The sequence below is a fragment of the Ornithinimicrobium cavernae genome (assembly GCF_003121625.1).
In the GTDB taxonomy this organism is placed as follows: Bacteria; Actinomycetota; Actinomycetes; order Actinomycetales; family Dermatophilaceae; genus Ornithinicoccus; species Ornithinicoccus cavernae.
In genome coordinates this window covers 15,039-30,380 of the sequence record NZ_QDDJ01000014.1, presented here as the reverse complement: position 1 = coordinate 30,380, position 15,342 = coordinate 15,039, and the positions used below count along the sequence as shown (strand labels likewise).

The 15,342-nt window shown below is 67.1% G+C and carries 25 protein-coding genes; all 25 read left to right on the top strand.

From position 1 onward, the window contains the following. The first annotated feature begins 244 nt into the window (after positions 1-244). The 25 genes from rpsL (at position 245) to rplO (ending at position 15,330) form a co-directional block, all read left to right on the top strand. The gene (rpsL, locus tag DA085_RS15795) at positions 245-619 is read left to right on the top strand and encodes a 30S ribosomal protein S12 (protein ID WP_109473948.1); all 375 of its coding nucleotides are present in this window, start codon (positions 245-247) and stop codon (positions 617-619) included. After that, positions 619-1,089 (top strand): 30S ribosomal protein S7, encoded by a 471-nt coding sequence (gene rpsG / locus DA085_RS15790; protein ID WP_109473947.1) that lies wholly within the window; start codon positions 619-621, stop codon positions 1,087-1,089. The genes rpsL and rpsG overlap by 1 nt, the downstream gene beginning before the upstream one ends. Positions 1,090-1,146: 57 nt before the next feature. Further along, a complete protein-coding gene (gene fusA, locus DA085_RS15785; protein ID WP_109473946.1) occupies positions 1,147-3,249 on the top strand; it encodes an elongation factor G in 2,103 nt (700 codons plus the stop codon). 101 nt (positions 3,250-3,350) lie between these two features. Then, entirely contained in the window at positions 3,351-4,547 is a 1,197-nt protein-coding gene (gene tuf, locus DA085_RS15780) for an elongation factor Tu (RefSeq protein WP_109473945.1), read from the top strand. Between the two features lie 707 nt (positions 4,548-5,254). After that, positions 5,255-5,563 (top strand): 30S ribosomal protein S10, encoded by a 309-nt coding sequence (gene rpsJ / locus DA085_RS15775; protein ID WP_006946210.1) that lies wholly within the window; start codon positions 5,255-5,257, stop codon positions 5,561-5,563. A 10-nt stretch (positions 5,564-5,573) separates the two neighbouring features. After that, complete coding sequence (rplC, locus tag DA085_RS15770; RefSeq protein ID WP_109473944.1) at positions 5,574-6,230, top strand: 50S ribosomal protein L3; 657 nt, start codon at positions 5,574-5,576, stop codon at positions 6,228-6,230. Between the two features lie 4 nt (positions 6,231-6,234). Continuing rightward, positions 6,235-7,236, top strand: coding sequence for a 50S ribosomal protein L4, sunset domain variant (rplD, locus tag DA085_RS15765; protein WP_109473943.1), 1,002 nt, complete (start codon positions 6,235-6,237; stop codon positions 7,234-7,236). Further along, on the top strand, positions 7,233-7,538 hold the full coding sequence (gene rplW / locus DA085_RS15760; protein WP_109473942.1) for a 50S ribosomal protein L23: 306 nt from the start codon (positions 7,233-7,235) through the stop codon (positions 7,536-7,538). The genes rplD and rplW overlap by 4 nt, the downstream gene beginning before the upstream one ends. 38 nt (positions 7,539-7,576) lie before the next feature. Next, positions 7,577-8,416 (top strand): 50S ribosomal protein L2, encoded by an 840-nt coding sequence (gene rplB / locus DA085_RS15755; RefSeq protein ID WP_109473941.1) that lies wholly within the window; start codon positions 7,577-7,579, stop codon positions 8,414-8,416. A gap of 19 nt (positions 8,417-8,435) precedes the next feature. Then, entirely contained in the window at positions 8,436-8,717 is a 282-nt protein-coding gene (gene rpsS / locus DA085_RS15750; RefSeq protein ID WP_109473940.1) for a 30S ribosomal protein S19, read from the top strand. A gap of 26 nt (positions 8,718-8,743) precedes the next feature. Further along, positions 8,744-9,106, top strand: a complete 363-nt coding sequence (gene rplV / locus DA085_RS15745; protein ID WP_109474041.1) for a 50S ribosomal protein L22 — start codon at positions 8,744-8,746, stop codon at positions 9,104-9,106. Beyond that, on the top strand, positions 9,106-9,930 hold the full coding sequence (gene rpsC / locus DA085_RS15740) for a 30S ribosomal protein S3 (RefSeq protein WP_109473939.1): 825 nt from the start codon (positions 9,106-9,108) through the stop codon (positions 9,928-9,930). The genes rplV and rpsC overlap by 1 nt, the downstream gene beginning before the upstream one ends. After that, complete coding sequence (gene rplP / locus DA085_RS15735) at positions 9,930-10,349, top strand: 50S ribosomal protein L16 (RefSeq protein ID WP_109473938.1); 420 nt, start codon at positions 9,930-9,932, stop codon at positions 10,347-10,349. Before rpsC ends, rplP begins: the two co-directional genes overlap by 1 nt. Beyond that, positions 10,349-10,615, top strand: coding sequence for a 50S ribosomal protein L29 (rpmC, locus tag DA085_RS15730; RefSeq protein ID WP_109473937.1), 267 nt, complete (start codon positions 10,349-10,351; stop codon positions 10,613-10,615). Before rplP ends, rpmC begins: the two co-directional genes overlap by 1 nt. A gap of 2 nt (positions 10,616-10,617) precedes the next feature. Then, positions 10,618-10,917 carry a 30S ribosomal protein S17 gene (gene rpsQ / locus DA085_RS15725; RefSeq protein ID WP_109473936.1) on the top strand — a complete coding sequence of 100 codons (300 nt, stop codon included), beginning with the start codon at positions 10,618-10,620 and terminating at the stop codon, positions 10,915-10,917. 136 nt (positions 10,918-11,053) lie between these two features. Next, positions 11,054-11,422 carry a 50S ribosomal protein L14 gene (gene rplN, locus DA085_RS15720; RefSeq protein ID WP_109473935.1) on the top strand — a complete coding sequence of 123 codons (369 nt, stop codon included), beginning with the start codon at positions 11,054-11,056 and terminating at the stop codon, positions 11,420-11,422. Positions 11,423-11,424: 2 nt separating this feature from the next. Further along, positions 11,425-11,787, top strand: coding sequence for a 50S ribosomal protein L24 (gene rplX / locus DA085_RS15715; protein ID WP_109473934.1), 363 nt, complete (start codon positions 11,425-11,427; stop codon positions 11,785-11,787). Then, complete coding sequence (rplE, locus tag DA085_RS15710; protein ID WP_109473933.1) at positions 11,787-12,377, top strand: 50S ribosomal protein L5; 591 nt, start codon at positions 11,787-11,789, stop codon at positions 12,375-12,377. The genes rplX and rplE overlap by 1 nt, the downstream gene beginning before the upstream one ends. 3 nt (positions 12,378-12,380) lie before the next feature. After that, positions 12,381-12,566: a type Z 30S ribosomal protein S14 gene (locus DA085_RS15705; protein ID WP_109473932.1), complete on the top strand. Its 186-nt coding sequence runs from the start codon at positions 12,381-12,383 to the stop codon at positions 12,564-12,566. 91 nt (positions 12,567-12,657) lie between these two features. Further along, positions 12,658-13,056, top strand: a complete 399-nt coding sequence (gene rpsH / locus DA085_RS15700; RefSeq protein ID WP_109473931.1) for a 30S ribosomal protein S8 — start codon at positions 12,658-12,660, stop codon at positions 13,054-13,056. Between the two features lie 19 nt (positions 13,057-13,075). After that, entirely contained in the window at positions 13,076-13,615 is a 540-nt protein-coding gene (gene rplF, locus DA085_RS15695; protein ID WP_109473930.1) for a 50S ribosomal protein L6, read from the top strand. A 3-nt stretch (positions 13,616-13,618) separates the two neighbouring features. Continuing rightward, entirely contained in the window at positions 13,619-13,993 is a 375-nt protein-coding gene (gene rplR, locus DA085_RS15690; protein ID WP_109473929.1) for a 50S ribosomal protein L18, read from the top strand. Between the two features lie 34 nt (positions 13,994-14,027). Beyond that, entirely contained in the window at positions 14,028-14,669 is a 642-nt protein-coding gene (gene rpsE / locus DA085_RS15685) for a 30S ribosomal protein S5 (protein WP_109473928.1), read from the top strand. Next, a complete protein-coding gene (gene rpmD / locus DA085_RS15680; RefSeq protein ID WP_109473927.1) occupies positions 14,669-14,851 on the top strand; it encodes a 50S ribosomal protein L30 in 183 nt (60 codons plus the stop codon). The genes rpsE and rpmD overlap by 1 nt, the downstream gene beginning before the upstream one ends. Positions 14,852-14,853: 2 nt before the next feature. Continuing rightward, positions 14,854-15,330 (top strand): 50S ribosomal protein L15, encoded by a 477-nt coding sequence (gene rplO, locus DA085_RS15675; RefSeq protein ID WP_109473926.1) that lies wholly within the window; start codon positions 14,854-14,856, stop codon positions 15,328-15,330. The last annotated feature ends 12 nt before the right edge of the window (positions 15,331-15,342 follow it).

Below are 15,342 nucleotides of genomic sequence, written 5' to 3'. Positions count from 1 at the left end.
TGCGCAGGTCACCCCTGCGCGCGTGTCGCCGGGCTAGGTCCCGGTGGCAGCCACCTCTCGCCGGGCGTCCCGCTCGAGTCCATCAACCTCCGTGAAGTATGGCGGTGCCGTGGCTCGGGGGAAGTGCAGGGGAGAGCACCGTCGCGACACACCCGTCCTCGGGGGTGACGTGCCGGCCAGACCAAGGAGTGCGACCCGTCAGCGATGACGGTGCGCGCAGACAACATCGACTGACGGAGAATCAGTGCCCACAATCAACCAGCTCGTCCGCAAGGGGCGCCAGGACAAGGTCAAGAAGACCAACAGTCCCGCCCTCAAGGGCAACCCGCAGCGGCGCGGTGTCTGCACCCGCGTCTACACCACCACCCCGAAGAAGCCGAACTCTGCCCTGCGCAAGGTCGCTCGTGTGAAGCTGACCAGCGGCATCGAGGTCACGGCCTACATCCCGGGTGTCGGTCACAACCTGCAGGAGCACTCCATCGTGCTCGTCCGCGGTGGCCGGGTGAAGGACCTCCCCGGTGTCCGCTACAAGATCGTGCGCGGTTCGCTCGACACCCAGGGTGTCAAGGGCCGCAACCAGGCTCGTTCCCGGTACGGCGCGAAGAAGGAGAAGAAGTAATGCCTCGTAAGGGCCCCGCTCCCAAGCGTCCGCTGATCTCCGACCCCGTCTACGGGTCGACCCTGGTCACCCAGCTGGTCAACAAGATCCTGGTGGACGGCAAGAAGTCCGTCGCCGAGACCATCGTCTACGGCGCCCTCGAGGGCGTCCGAGCCAAGACCGGCACCGACCCCGTGGCCACGCTCAAGCGCGGTCTGGACAACGTGCGCCCCGCGCTGGAGGTCAAGAGCCGCCGCGTCGGTGGTGCGACCTACCAGGTGCCGATCGAGGTCAAGCCGGGCCGCTCCACCACGCTGGCCCTGCGCTGGCTGGTCGGCTACTCCCGTCAGCGTCGCGAGAAGACCATGACCGAGCGTCTGATGAACGAGATCCTGGACGCCAGCAACGGTCTGGGCGCCGCGGTGAAGCGTCGCGAGGACACCCACAAGATGGCCGAGGCCAACAAGGCCTTCGCCCACTACCGCTGGTGACGCTGGTCTGAGCACCGCGACCACCCGACATACGCAACGAGCTAGAGAAGAGAGACTGTGGCACTCGACGTTCTGACGGACCTGAACAAGGTCCGCAACATCGGCATCATGGCCCACATCGATGCCGGCAAGACGACGACCACCGAGCGGATCCTGTTCTACACCGGTGTCAAGCACAAGATGGGCGAGACCCACGACGGTGCGTCGACGACCGACTGGATGGAGCAGGAGAAGGAGCGGGGGATCACCATCACCTCCGCTGCTGTGACCAGCTTCTGGAAGGGCTACCAGATCAACCTGATCGACACGCCCGGCCACGTCGACTTCACCGTCGAGGTCGAGCGCAACCTGCGCGTCCTCGACGGCGCGGTCGCTGTCTTCGACGGCAAGGAGGGTGTCGAGCCCCAGTCGGAGACCGTCTGGCGCCAGGCCGACAAGTACGGCGTCCCGCGCATGTGCTTCATCAACAAGATGGACAAGATGGGCGCGGACTTCTACTTCTCCGTGCAGACCATGGTGGACCGCCTCGGCGCGACCCCGCTGGTCATGCAGCTGCCGATCGGTGCCGAGTCCGACTTCGTCGGCGTCATCGACCTGGTGCGGATGAAGGCCCTGACCTGGCACGGCGAGACCGCGCTGGGTGAGGACTACGACGTCGAGGACATCCCGGCCGAGCTGCAGGCCAAGGCGGACGAGTACCGCAACCTGCTGGTCGAGAAGGTTGCCGAGGCCGACGAGGAGCTGCTCGAGAAGTACCTCGGCGGCGAGGAGCTGACCGAGGACGAGATCAAGGCCGGCGTGCGCAAGCTGACGCTGGCCGGCGAGGTCAACCCGGTCTTCTGTGGCACCGCCTTCAAGAACAAGGGCGTCCAGCCCCTGCTCGACGCGGTCGTCGACTACCTGCCCAGCCCGATGGACCTCCCGCCGACCGAGGGCCACAAGCCCGGCGACGAGGAGACGGTCATCACGCGCAACGCGGACACCACGGAGCCGTTCGCGGCCCTGGCGTTCAAGATCGCGACGCACCCGTTCTTCGGGACGCTGACCTACATCCGGGTCTACTCCGGTGAGATCAGCGGCGGGCAGCCCGTCATGAACGCGACCAAGGGCAAGAAGGAGCGTCTGGGCAAGCTGTTCCAGATGCACGCCAACAAGGAGAACCCGGTCGACAAGGCCTCCGCGGGTCACATCTACGCGGTCATCGGCCTGAAGGACACCACCACCGGTGACACCCTGAGCGACATCGGCAACCAGATCATCCTGGAGTCGATGACCTTCCCCGAGCCGGTCATCCACGTGGCCATCGAGCCCAAGACCAAGGGTGACCAGGAGAAGCTCGGCACCGCGATCCAGAAGCTGGCGCAGGAGGACCCCACCTTCACCGTCCGCCTCGACGAGGAGACCGGCCAGACCGTCATCGGCGGCATGGGCGAGCTCCACCTCGACATCCTGGTCGACCGCATGAAGCGGGAGTTCAAGGTCGAGGCCAACGTCGGCGCGCCGCAGGTGGCCTACCGCGAGACGATCCGCCGCTCCGTGGAGAAGTACGACTACACCCACAAGAAGCAGACGGGTGGCTCGGGCCAGTTCGCGAAGGTGCAGATGACCTTCGAGCCGCTGGACACCACCGAGGGCGAGCTGTACTCCTTCGAGAACTCGGTCACCGGTGGACGCATCCCGCGCGAGTACATCCCCAGCGTCGACCAGGGTATCCAGGAGGCCATGCAGCTCGGTGTTCTCGCCGGCTACCCGCTGGTCGGGATCAAGGCCACCCTGCTCGACGGTGCCTACCACGACGTCGACTCCTCGGAGATGGCGTTCAAGATCGCTGGCTCCATGGTCCTCAAGGAGGCGGTCCGCAAGGCGGACCCCGTCCTCCTCGAGCCCGTGATGGCCGTCGAGGTCCGTACGCCCGAGGACTACATGGGTGACGTGATCGGTGACCTGAACTCCCGCCGTGGCCAGATCCAGGCCATGGAGGACATCAGTGGCGCCAAGGTCGTCCGCGCAGTGGTCCCGCTGTCGGAGATGTTCGGGTACGTTGGTGACCTTCGGTCCAAGACCCAGGGTCGTGCCAACTACACGATGCAGTTCGACTCCTACGCCGAGGTTCCCCGGAACGTCGCGGAGGAGATCATCAAGAAGATCCGTGGTGAGTGAGCAGTAGACTCCCCACCGGAGTTTGACCACCACAACTTGCAAGATGTCGCCACGACACGAACCAGTGGCGATGACACAACACAGTCCTGAGGAGGACCCAAGTGGCTAAGGCCAAGTTCGAGCGGAGCAAGCCGCACGTCAACATCGGCACCATCGGGCACATCGACCACGGCAAGACGACGCTGACGGCGGCCATCTCCAAGGTCCTGCACGACAAGTACCCGGATCTGAACGAGGCTTCGGCCTTCGACACGATCGACAAGGCGCCCGAGGAGAAGCAGCGCGGCATCACGATCTCGATCTCGCACATCGAGTACCAGACCGAGAAGCGTCACTACGCTCACGTCGACTGCCCCGGTCACGCTGACTACGTCAAGAACATGATCACCGGTGCGGCCCAGATGGACGGTGCGATCCTGGTCGTGGCGGCCACCGACGGCCCGATGCCGCAGACCAAGGAGCACGTCCTCCTGGCCCGCCAGGTCGGCGTTCCCTACATCGTCGTGGCGCTGAACAAGTCCGACATGGTCGACGACGAGGAGATCATGGAGCTCGTCGAGATGGAGGTCCGCGAGCTGCTGTCCTCCTACGACTTCCCGGGTGACGACCTGCCGGTCGTCCAGGTCTCCGCGCTCAAGGCCCTCGAGGGCGACGCGGAGTGGGGCGACAAGCTCATGGAGCTGATGAACGCCGTCGACGAGGCGATCCCGGAGCCGGAGCGCGAGACCGACAAGCCGTTCCTGATGCCCGTTGAGGACGTCTTCACGATCACTGGTCGTGGCACCGTCGTCACCGGTCGTATCGAGCGTGGCATCCTCAACGTCAACGAGGAGGTCGAGATCGTCGGCATCCACGAGGGTCCGCCGGCCAAGACGATCGTCACCGGCATCGAGATGTTCCGCAAGCTGCTCGACGAGGGTCGTGCGGGTGAGAACGTCGGTCTGCTCCTGCGCGGCACCAAGCGTGAGGACGTCGAGCGCGGCCAGGTCGTCTGCAAGCCGGGCTCGATCACCCCGCACACCGAGTTCGAGGGCAACGTCTACATCCTGTCCAAGGACGAGGGCGGCCGTCACACGCCGTTCTACGACAACTACCGTCCGCAGTTCTACTTCCGGACCACGGACGTCACCGGTGTCGTGCACCTGCCCGAGGGCACCGAGATGGTCATGCCCGGTGACAACACCGAGATGAAGGTCGACCTGATCCAGCCGATCGCGATGGAGGAAGGCCTCAAGTTCGCGATCCGCGAGGGCGGCCGCACCGTCGGCGCCGGCCGGGTCACCAAGATCCTCAAGTGATCTGACGCACCACGGGTGCCGGATCAACCGGCACCAGGAAGGGCCCGTAACCTCCAGCAGGTTGCGGGCCCTTCGCGTTGCCCGGCGACCGAGACGTTGGGACGGTACTGCCCGCCGACCCAGACTTTGGGACGGTACTGCCCGCCGACCTCGAAGAAGGCCTCGGCTACAGGGCCGTCTGACGCTGTCGGGGAGGTGCGGGGACACCGGGAGGTCCTGTTGCCTCGCGAGCGGCGCCCAGGGCCAGCAGGAGGCGTCGGCGGGGTGCCGGTCAGCGGTCCCGTGGCAGGCGTCGGCGGGGCGCCGGTCACCGGTCCCGTGGCAGGCGTCGGCGGGGTGCCGGTGCCCGACAGACCGCCCCCGATCCGGTGGTGCCTACCATGCCGGCGTGCGTGTGCGCCGGATCTCATCACCTCGATTTGGGGTGTGCCGCCGATCCGTGGCACACTAGACAGGTTGCTTGACGCACGGTGCTGGCCCATGTCGGTGTCGTCAGCCATCCAGCACGCTCAGACGGCTTCCTTCGGTGGGAGTCGGGGCGGGCGGAGGCAGCTCAAGCCCCGGCCAGGCCGGGCTCCGAACACCACCACCGGAAGATGTTTGACGTTCTGGTGCCCGGCACGAGGGCGACACGCCCGACCGCGGGGGTCGGAGGCCACCTGGACGGCCGATAGCCAGTAGTACGACGAGAGAGAGTCAGACAAGCGATGGCGGGACAGAAGATCCGCATCCGGCTGAAGTCCTATGACCACGAGGTCATTGACAGCTCGGCGCGCAAGATTGTCGACACGGTGACCCGTGCCGGCGCGACCGTGGTTGGCCCGGTGCCGTTGCCGACGGAGAAGAACGTGTTCTGCGTCATCCGGTCGCCCCACAAGTACAAGGACAGCCGCGAGCACTTCGAGATGCGTACGCACAAGCGTCTGATCGACATCGTCGACCCGACGCCCAAGGCCGTCGACTCGCTGATGCGTCTCGACCTGCCGGCTGACGTCAACATCGAGATCAAGCTGTAAGGGTCCACCAATGACTGCTACTACCGAACGTGCCATCAAGGGCGTCCTCGGCGAGAAGCTCGGCATGACCCAGGTCTGGGATGCCGACAACCGCCTGGTGCCCGTGACGGTGATCAAGGCCGGACCGTGCGTCGTGACGCAGGTGCGCAGCGCCGAGTCCGATGGCTACAACGCGATCCAGATCGCCTTCGGGGCGATCGATCCGCGCAAGGTCAACCAGCCCACCAAGGGTCACTTCGAGAAGGCCGGGGTCACCCCGCGCCGCTACGTCGCCGAGCTGCGGACCAGTGACGCTGCCGACTACGAGATCGGCCAGGAGTTCACGGCCGAGACGTTCGAGAGCGGCCAGACCGTGGACATCACGGGCCGCACCAAGGGCAAGGGCTTCGCCGGCGTCATGAAGCGGCACGGGTTCGCCGGTGTCAGCGCCTCGCACGGTGCGCACCGCAACCACCGCAAGCCGGGCTCCATCGGTGGCGCGTCCACCCCTGGTCGCGTCTTCCGCGGCCAGAAGATGGCCGGCCGCATGGGTGGCGAGCGACAGACCACCCAGAACCTCACCATCCACGCTGTGGACGCCGACAAGGGCCTGCTGCTCATCAAGGGTGCCGTTCCGGGCCCGCGCGGCAGCGTCGTCCTCGTCCGCACGGCAGCCAAGGGGGCCTGACGCGATGACGACCATCACTATCACCAAGCCGACTGGTGGCGACGCCGGCACGGTTGAGCTGCCCGCCGAGATCTTCGACGTGCAGACCAACGTGCCGCTGATCCACCAGGTCGTCGTGGCCCAGCTGGCCGCGGCCCGCCAGGGCACGCACGCCACCAAGACCCGCGGCGAGGTCCGTGGCGGTGGCCGCAAGCCCTACCGCCAGAAGGGCACCGGCCGCGCCCGTCAGGGCTCGATCCGCGCGCCGCAGTACGCCGGCGGTGGCATCGTGCACGGCCCGCAGCCGCGGGACTACAGCCAGCGCACCCCGAAGAAGATGAAGGCCGCCGCCCTGCGCGGAGCCCTCTCCGACCGGGCCCGCAACGGCCGCATCCACTGCCTGAGCGCACTGGTGGAGGGGGAGACCCCCTCGACCCGCACCGCGTGGGCGGCGCTGAGTGGTCTGACCGAGCGCCCGAACCTGCTGGTCGTCATCGACCGCAGCGACGAGATCGGTCTGAAGAGCCTGCGCAACCTGGCCGACGTGCACGTCCTGTTCGTCGACCAGCTCAACACCTACGACGTGCTCTGCGCCGACGACGTCGTCTTCACGCAGGCGGCCCTCACCTCGTTCATCGAGAGCCGCCAGGGCGAGACGACCGCTGTCGCGCAGGACACCGCGGTGACCGAGGCGCCGGTCGAGGAGACCACCGAGGTCGAGGTCGCCGAGGCGACCGAGCCGGCCACCCTGGTCGAGGACGGCGCGGCTGACGGTGGCTTCGGCCCCGACTCCGCTCCCGCGACCGAGGACGGTTCCGCCCCCGAGGGCTTCACCGTCAAGGGCAACAAGGACTCGATGAAGTACCACGTCGCGGGCTCGCGCTGGTACGACCAGACCGAGGCAGAGGTGTGGTTCCGCACTGCCGAGGCCGCTGCCGCCGCCGGCTTCGCGCCGGCCGGTGGTGCTGCCGCGCAGTCGGCCGACGCCGGCCTCGACCTGGGCACCGATGAGGAGGGCACCAAGTGAGCACCGCACTCGAGGCCAACAAGGACCCGCGCGAGATCCTGATCTCCCCGGTCGTCTCGGAGAAGGCCTACACGCTGCTGGACCAGGGCAAGTACACCTTCGTGGTGGACCCGCGGGCCAACAAGTCCGAGATCAAGCGGGCCGTGGAGTCGGTCTTCGACGTCAAGGTCGAGTCGGTCCACACGCTGAACCGCGTCGGCAAGACCCGTCGCACCCGGTTCGGCCTGGGCAAGCGCAAGGACACCAAGCGGGCGATCGTCACGCTTCGCGAAGGCACCATCGACATCTTCGGCACGCTCTGAGCCGGTAGTCGAGACGAGAACCGAGGACTTCACTAATCATGGCTATTCGTAAGTACAAGCCGACAACGCCGGGCCGTCGTGGCTCCAGCGTCGCCGACTTCGTCGAGGTGACCCGCTCCACTCCGGAGAAGTCGCTGGTCCGTCCGCTGACCAAGTCCGGAGGACGCAACAACTCCGGACGCATCACCACCCGCCACATCGGTGGTGGCCACAAGCGTGCCTACCGCGTGATCGACTTCCGTCGCCACGACAAGGACGGCATCCCGGCCAAGGTCGCGCACATCGAGTACGACCCCAACCGCACCGCCCGCATCGCGCTGCTGCACTACGCGGACGGCGAGAAGCGCTACATCATCGCGCCGAACCGGCTCCGCCAGGGCGACGCAATCGAGCAGGGGCCGTCGGCTGACATCAAGCCGGGCAACAACCTGCCGCTGCGCAACATCCCGGTCGGTACCGTCATCCACGCCATCGAGCTCAAGCCCGGTGGCGGTGCGAAGATCGCCCGCTCGGCCGGCACCCGCGTGCAGCTCGTCGCCAAGGACGGCCCCTACGCACAGCTGCGTATGCCGTCCGGCGAGATCCGCAACGTCGACGCCCGCTGCCGCGCCACCATCGGTGAGGTCGGCAACGCCGAGCAGAGCAACATCAGCTGGGGCAAGGCCGGCCGTATGCGGTGGAAGGGCAAGCGCCCGACCGTCCGCGGTGTCGTGATGAACCCCGTCGACCACCCCCACGGTGGTGGAGAGGGCAAGACCTCCGGTGGTCGCCACCCGGTCAGCCCCTGGGGACAGCCTGAGGGCCGCACCCGTCGTCCGAACAAGCCCAGCGACAAGCTCATCGTTCGTCGCCGCCGCACCGGCAAGAAGAAGCGCTGAGTAGGGAGCAAGCGAACACATGCCTCGTAGTCTGAAGAAGGGCCCCTTCGTTGACGATCACCTCGTCAAGAAGGTCAACGCCCAGAACGAAGCCGGCACCAAGACCGTCATCAAGACCTGGTCGCGCCGCTCGATGATCACTCCCGACATGCTCGGCCACACCCTGGCCGTGCACGACGGCCGCAAGCACATCCCGGTCTTCGTGACCGAGTCGATGGTCGGCCACAAGCTCGGTGAGTTCGCTCCGACCCGGACCTTCAAGGGTCACGAGAAGGACGACCGGAAGGGTCGGCGTCGATGACCACCAACACCACTGAGGGAACCACCATGGAAGCCAGGGCCCAGGCGCGCTTCGTGCGCGTCACCCCGCAGAAGGCTCGCCGTGTCGTGGACATGATCCGCGGCAAGGCGGCCGACGAGGCCATCGCGGTCCTGCGGTTCGCGCCGCAGGGCGCCAGCGAGCCGGTGCTGAAGGTGCTGAACAGCGCCATCGCCAACGCGCGCTACGCTGCCGACCAGACCGCTCAGCCGTTCGACGAGCACCGGCTCGTCGTCACCGCGGCCTTCGTGGACGAGGGCCCGACGATGAAGCGGTTCCGGCCGCGGGCCCAGGGCCGCGCCAGCCGCATCCTCAAGCGCACCAGCCACATCACTGTGCTGGTGGGCGAGAAGCAGGGAGGTGCCCGCTAATGGGGCAGAAGATCAACCCCAACGGCTACCGCCTGGGGATCACCACGGACCACCGCAGCCGCTGGTTCGCTGACTCGACCAAGCCGGGTCAGCGTTACCGCGACTACGTCAAGGAGGATGTGGCGATCCGCAACCTCATGTCGACCGGTATGGACCGGGCCGGCATCAGCAAGGTCGAGATCGAGCGCACCCGTGACCGCGTCCGTGTGGACATCCACACCGCTCGTCCTGGCATCGTCATCGGTCGCCGTGGCGCCGAGGCCGACCGCATCCGCGGGGAGCTCGAGAAGCTCACCGGCAAGCAGGTCCAGCTGAACATCCTCGAGGTCAAGAACCCCGAGGTGGACGCCCAGCTGGTCGCCCAGGGCATCGCCGAGCAGCTCGCTGCCCGCGTGACCTTCCGTCGCGCGATGCGCAAGGGCATGCAGACCGCCCTGCGCGCCGGTGCCAAGGGCATCCGGATCCAGTGCTCCGGCCGCCTCGGTGGTGCCGAGATGTCCCGCTCGGAGTTCTACCGCGAGGGCCGCGTCCCGCTGCACACCCTGCGCGCCAACATCGACTACGGCTTCTACGAGGCCCGCACGACGTTCGGTCGCATCGGCGTGAAGGTGTGGATCTACAAGGGCGACATGACCGCCAAGGAGCTCGCCCGCGAGCAGGCCGCCGCCCCGTCGCGTCCCGGCCGCCCGCGTCGTGACGACCGTCCGGCCCGCGGCCCCCGCCGGGACCGCCGCGACCAGGTCGGCGGCGAGACCCCGGCCGAGGCTCCTGCGGAGGCTCCGGCCACCGAGACCCCGGCCAGTTCTGAGGGAGAGCAGTCCTGATGTTGATTCCACGTCGAGTCAAGCACCGTAAGCAGCACCACCCCGGTCGGAGTGGCGCTGCCAAGGGCGGCACCACGATCGCGTTCGGTGACTACGGCATCCAGGCCCTCGAGCCCGCCTACGTCACCAACCGTCAGATCGAGTCCGCTCGTATCGCAATGACCCGCTTCATCAAGCGTGGCGGAAAGGTCTGGATCAACATCTACCCGGACCGTCCGCTGACCAAGAAGCCTGCCGAGACCCGCATGGGTTCGGGTAAGGGCTCTCCCGAGTGGTGGGTCGCCAACGTCAAGCCGGGCCGCGTCATGTTCGAGCTCTCCGGTGTCTCGGAGGACGTCGCCCGTGAGGCGATGCGCCTGGCAATGCACAAGCTGCCGATGAAGTGCCGCTTCATCGCGCGTGAGGGTGGTGACATCTGATGGCGGTCGGAAGCAAGGACCTGACCCCGGAGCAGCTGCGAGGCCTGGAGGCCGACGCGCTGGCCGACGCCCTGGCGGCGGCCAAGAAGGAGCTGTTCAACCTGCGGTTCCAGTCGGCCACCGGTCAGCTGGAGAGCCACGGCCGGCTGCGTGCCGTCCGCAAGGACATCGCGCGCATCTACACCGAGATGAACGAGCGCAAGCTCGGCATCGGTCGCGAGCCCGGGGCCGACACCGAGGAGACCACGAAGGAGAAGGTGGGCTGACGATGAGCGACAACATCGAGACCCCGGCCCAGCAGGCCACGGAGGAGTCCGGCCGCAACTACCGCAAGGCCCGTCAGGGCTACGTGGTGAGCGACAAGATGGACAAGACCGTCGTGGTCAGTGTCGAGGACCGCGTCAAGCACGCGCTCTACGGCAAGGTCCTGCGCAAGAACAGCAAGGTCAAGGCACACGACGAGGAGAATGCCGCCGGTGTCGGCGACCTGGTCCTCATCATGGAGACCCGTCCGCTGTCCGCGACCAAGCGGTGGCGCGTCGTCGAGATCCTCGAGAAGGCCAAGTAGTCACACGCACGGGGGGCTCCGCCCCCCGTGTACCCCCCACACATCGGGGGCCCAGTAGAACCACTCATCCACAACGTTCGGCAAGGCTTACCCGGTGCGACCGGGGGAGAACCGGCTCGACGACAGGAGTTTGACAGTGATCCAGCAGGAGTCGCGACTGCGTGTCGCGGACAACACCGGTGCGAAGGAGATCCTCTGCATCCGCGTGCTCGGTGGCTCCGGCCGCCGCTACGCGGGCGTCGGTGACACCATCGTGGCCGCGGTCAAGGACGCCATCCCCGGTGGAAACGTGAAGAAGGGTGACGTCGTCAAGGCTGTCATCGTTCGCACCAAGAAGGAGCGTCGTCGTCCGGACGGCTCCTACATCAAGTTCGACGAGAACGCCGCCGTGATCCTCAAGGCCGACGGGGACCCCCGCGGCACCCGCATCTTCGGCCCGGTCGGGCGCGAGCTGCGTGACAAGAAGTTCATGAAGATCGTCTCGCTGGCCCCGGAGGTGATCTGACCATGGCGAAGATCCGCATCAAGAAGAACGACCTGGTGCAGGTCATCAGCGGGCGCACCCAGGCAAAGGGCGGCGACCGTGGCAAGCAGGGTCGCGTCATTGCCGTGTACCCCGAGACCAACCGGGTTCTCGTCGAGGGCATCAACCGCGTCACCAAGCACACCCGTGCAGGTGACAACGAGGGTGTGAACACCGGCGGCATCCAGGTCGTCGAGGCCCCGATCCACGTGAGCAACGTGGCGGTCGTGGACCCCGAGACCAAGAAGCCGACCAGGGTCCGCACCCGCGTCGAGAGCGTCGAGCGCGACGGCCGGACCAAGCAGCAGCGCACCCGCGTGTCCGTGCGCTCGGGTAAGGACCTGTGATGACGACCGAGACCACCACCGAGACCACCGTTGTGGAGGAGCGCGGCGTGCCGCGCCTGAAGCAGCGCTACGCCGACGAGATCAAGCCGGCACTGTTCCAGGAGTTCGGCTTCGCCAACACCATGCAGGTTCCCGGGATCGTCAAGATCACCGTGAACATGGGTGTCGGCGAGGCGGCCCGCGACAGCAAGCTGATCGAGGGCGCCATCCGTGACCTGGCCACGATCACCGGGCAGAAGCCGGCCGTGACCAAGGCGCGCAAGTCGATCGCGCAGTTCAAGCTGCGTGAGGGTATGCCGATCGGCGCGCACGTGACGCTGCGCGGCGACCGTATGTGGGAGTTCCTGGACCGCCTGCTGGCCCTGGCCCTGCCCCGCATCCGTGACTTCCGCGGCCTGTCCCCGAAGCAGTTCGACGGTCGGGGCAACTACACCTTCGGTCTGACCGAGCAGTCGATGTTCCACGAGATCGACCAGGACAAGATCGACCGCGTGCGTGGCATGGACATCACCGTGGTGACGTCGGCCACCAACGACGACGAGGGGCGCGCCCTGCTGCGTGCACTCGGCTTCCCGTTCAAGGAGAACTGACCCGTGGCGAAGACTGCACTAGTCAACAAGGCCAACCGCAAGCCGAAGTTCAAGGTGCGCGGCTACACCCGCTGCCAGCGCTGCGGCCGTCCCCACTCGGTGTACCGCAAGTTCGGCCTGTGCCGGATCTGCCTGCGCGAGATGGCGCACCGGGGCGAGCTGCCCGGCGTCACCAAGTCCAGCTGGTAATCCCGCACCCCACACATCCACGCACTGCTACATCGCAGGTCGGCCACCCTCCAGGTGGCTGAAACCGCGGTGAGGAAGGGCACGAAGCCCAATGACAATGACCGACCCGATCGCGGACATGCTGACCCGCATCCGAAACGCCAACTCGGCGCACAAGGATGAGGTCCGTATGCCGTTCTCCAAGCTCAAGTCGCACATCGCCGAGATCCTGCTCGCCGAGGGTTACATCGGTGGCTGGTCCGCCGAGGACGCCGAGGTGGGCAAGACCCTGGTGATCGACCTCAAGTACGGCCCCAACCGCGAGCGTTCCATCGCCGGGGTGCGCCGGGTGTCCAAGCCCGGTCTGCGCGTGTACGCCAAGTCCACGGGCATGCCCCGCGTGCTCGGCGGTCTCGGTGTGGCCATCATTTCCACCTCCTCCGGCCTGTTGACCGACCGGCAGGCGGCCCAGAAGGGTGTAGGTGGGGAAGTCCTCGCCTACGTCTGGTGAGAACGGAGGATTAAGAAACATGTCTCGTATTGGACGACTTCCGGTCACCGTGCCCACTGGTGTGGAGGTGACCCTGGACGGCAGCACCGTCAAGGTCAAGGGCCCCAAGGGCCAGCTCGAGCACGCTGTGGCCGAGCCCATCACGGTGGCCACCGGTGAGGGCGGCGCCCTCGAGGTGTCCCGCCCGAACGACGAGCGTGAGTCCCGGTCACTGCACGGGCTGACGCGTTCCCTCATCGCCAACATGGTCGAGGGCGTCACCAACGGCTACACCAAGAAGCTCGAGATCCACGGCACCGGTTACCGCGTCGTGGCCAAGGGCAGCGACCTGGAGTTCGCGCTCGGCTACTCCCACCCGATCCTGGTGAAGGCGCCCGAGGGCATCTCCTTCCAGGTCGAGAACCCGACCCGGTTCTCGGTCTCCGGGATCGACAAGCAGCAGGTCGGCGAGGTGGCTGCGAACATCCGCAAGCTGCGCAAGCCCGACCCCTACAAGGGCAAGGGTGTGCGCTACGAGGGTGAGCACATCCGCCGCAAGGTCGGAAAGGCTGGTAAGTAAGCCATGGCAATGATCATCAAGCGTGCCCAGGGCAAGAATGCTGCCCGCATCCGCCGGCACACCCGTCTGCGCAAGAAGATCGTGGGCACCGCCGAGCGTCCCCGCCTGGTCGTGAACCGCTCCTCCCGGCACGTGTTCGTCCAGCTGGTCGACGACGACGCGAGCCGCACGCTCGCGTCCGCCTCGACCATGGAGGCCGACCTGCGCGCGATGGAGGGCGACAAGACCGCCAAGGCCAAGCGTGTCGGCGAGCTCCTCGCCGAGCGGGCCAAGGCTGCCGGTGTCGAGACCGTGGTCTTCGACCGCGGTGGCAACCGCTACGCCGGTCGCGTCGCCGCGATCGCCGACGGTGCACGAGAGGGCGGTCTGTCCCTGTGACCGCGATCAACCTGAATGAGAAGAGGACCGTCTGATGGCTGACAACCAGCGCCGTGGGACCGGTGCCACCAGCGGCACCGACAGCAACTCGGACCGTCGCGGACGCGGCGGCCGTGACAACCGGGACCGCGACAACCGTCGCGGTGGCCGGGAGGAAGAGCGCAACCAGTACCTGGAGCGCGTCGTCACGATCAACCGTGTGGCCAAGGTCGTCAAGGGTGGCCGCCGCTTCAGCTTCACCGCGCTCGTCGTGGTCGGCGACGGCGACGGCACCGTGGGCGTGGGCTACGGCAAGGCCAAGGAGGTGCCCGCGGCCATCGCCAAGGGCGTCGAGGAGGCCAAGAAGAACTTCTTCCGCGTCCCCCGCATCGCCGGCACCATCCCGCACCCCGTGCAGGGTGAGGCCGCCGCAGGCGTCGTGATGCTGCGTCCGGCCAGCCCGGGTACCGGTGTCATCGCCGGTGGCCCCGTGCGTGCGGTCCTGGAGTGCGCGGGCATCCACGACGTGCTCAGCAAGTCGCTGGGCTCGGACAACGCGATCAACGTCGTGCACGCCGCAGTGCAGGCGCTGAAGGACCTCGAGCAGCCTGAGGCTGTCGCGGCACGCCGCGGTCTGCCCCTGGAGCACGTGGCACCGGCAGCGATGCTGCGGGCGCGCGCAGAGGCAGGTGCGTGATGGCTCAGCTCAAGGTGACCCAGATCAAGTCCGAGATCGGTGGCAAGAAGATGCACCGCGAGACCCTGCGTTCGCTGGGCCTCAAGCGCATCGGCCACTCGGTCGTCAAGGAGGACCGCCCGGAGTTCCGGGGCATGGTCCGCACGGTCGCCCACCTGGTGACCGTTGAGGAGGTTGACTGACGATGGCTGACACCGTCAACACCGGTGCCGAGCGCACCAGCGCCCTGAAGGTGCACCACCTGCGTCCCGCCCCGGGAGCCAAGACCGCCAAGACCCGTGTGGGTCGTGGTGAGGCGTCCAAGGGCAAGACCGCCGGACGGGGCACCAAGGGCACCAAGGCCCGCTACCAGGTCCCGGAGGCCTTCGAGGGTGGGCAGACCCCGCTGCACATGCGGCTGCCCAAGCTCCGTGGCTTCAAGAACCGGTTCAAGACCACCTACCAGGTCGTGAACCTCGACCGGCTGTCCGAGCTCTACCCGCAGGGTGGCGCCGTGACGGCCGAGGACCTGGCCGCCAAGGGCGCCGTCCGCAAGGACCTGCCCGTCAAGGTCCTCGGCACCGGTGAGATCACCGTGGCCGTGCAGGTCACCGGCGTCCGTTTCTCCGGCACCGCCAAGGAGAAGATCGAGGCTGCTGGCGGATCGGTCACCGAGGCCTGAGATGAGACCCCG